The following is a 775-nucleotide window of genomic DNA, read 5'->3' as shown; positions in this document are numbered from 1 at the left end:
CGGCGGCCCGCCTCGCGCCAGACGCGCGCGTCGGGGTGGTCGTCGGCCTCGGTCGCGCCGGGCAGCGGGCTGGTGTCAGTGGACATGCTGGTCCTCTTCCTCACGGTTGCGCGATCGCGGCTCGCGCGCGGGGACGGGTGCGGGGTCGGTCTCGTGGGTGGTCGGGGATGGGTGGGCGGCCCCGGTCCCACCGCCGGGGGCGGTGGTCGACGGTTCCTCGTCGAGGCCCTCGGGGAGGGCGATGAGCAGCAGGGACAGCACCGCGAACAGTCCGGCTCCGACGGCCAGCGGCAGCCCGAGCCCCGCGGTGGCCAGCCCCGTGGCCAGCAGCGGACTGATCAGGGTGGCGCCCACGCGCACGGTCTCCACTGCGGCGAAGGCCGGGCCGCGCGCCCGCGTGACCGCGAACACCCGCAGGTCCAGGGCGACGTGGCCCAGGCCGAGCCCGGCTCCGAAGACCACCCGGCCCAGGACCAGCAGGGCGAGTCCGGGGGCCAGGAACTGCGTGAGCAGGCCCAGCGCCGCGACGGCGCACGCGATCGGAAGCAGGGCCCGGCCCAGTACGGCGTGGACCCGTGCGGCCAGCGGCAGGACCGCGAGCACGGTCAGCTGCGGCAGCAGGAACAGGGCGGCGGCCACGGCGGGGTCGATCCCGCCGTCCTCGGCGTAGAGGGTGAAGAACGGTCGCACCACCAGGCGCGCCGACTCGGCGGCCAGGACGGCGGCGCACACCGCGACCAGGGGCAGGAGCAGCGCCGGGCGCGTCCATGGTCGG

Annotated in this window: 1 protein-coding gene; it reads right to left on the bottom strand. The window is 76.9% G+C overall.

The features are described from left to right. Positions 1-75 precede the first annotated feature (75 nt). The coding region (locus D471_RS40485) for an MFS transporter (protein ID WP_017601341.1) at positions 76-775 on the bottom strand (700 nt) is incomplete at its 5' end.

Origin of the sequence: Nocardiopsis lucentensis DSM 44048, assembly GCF_000341125.1 — a bacterium.
Classification (GTDB): domain Bacteria; phylum Actinomycetota; class Actinomycetes; order Streptosporangiales; family Streptosporangiaceae; genus Nocardiopsis; species Nocardiopsis lucentensis.
This window is presented reverse-complemented; position numbering and strand designations above follow the sequence as displayed.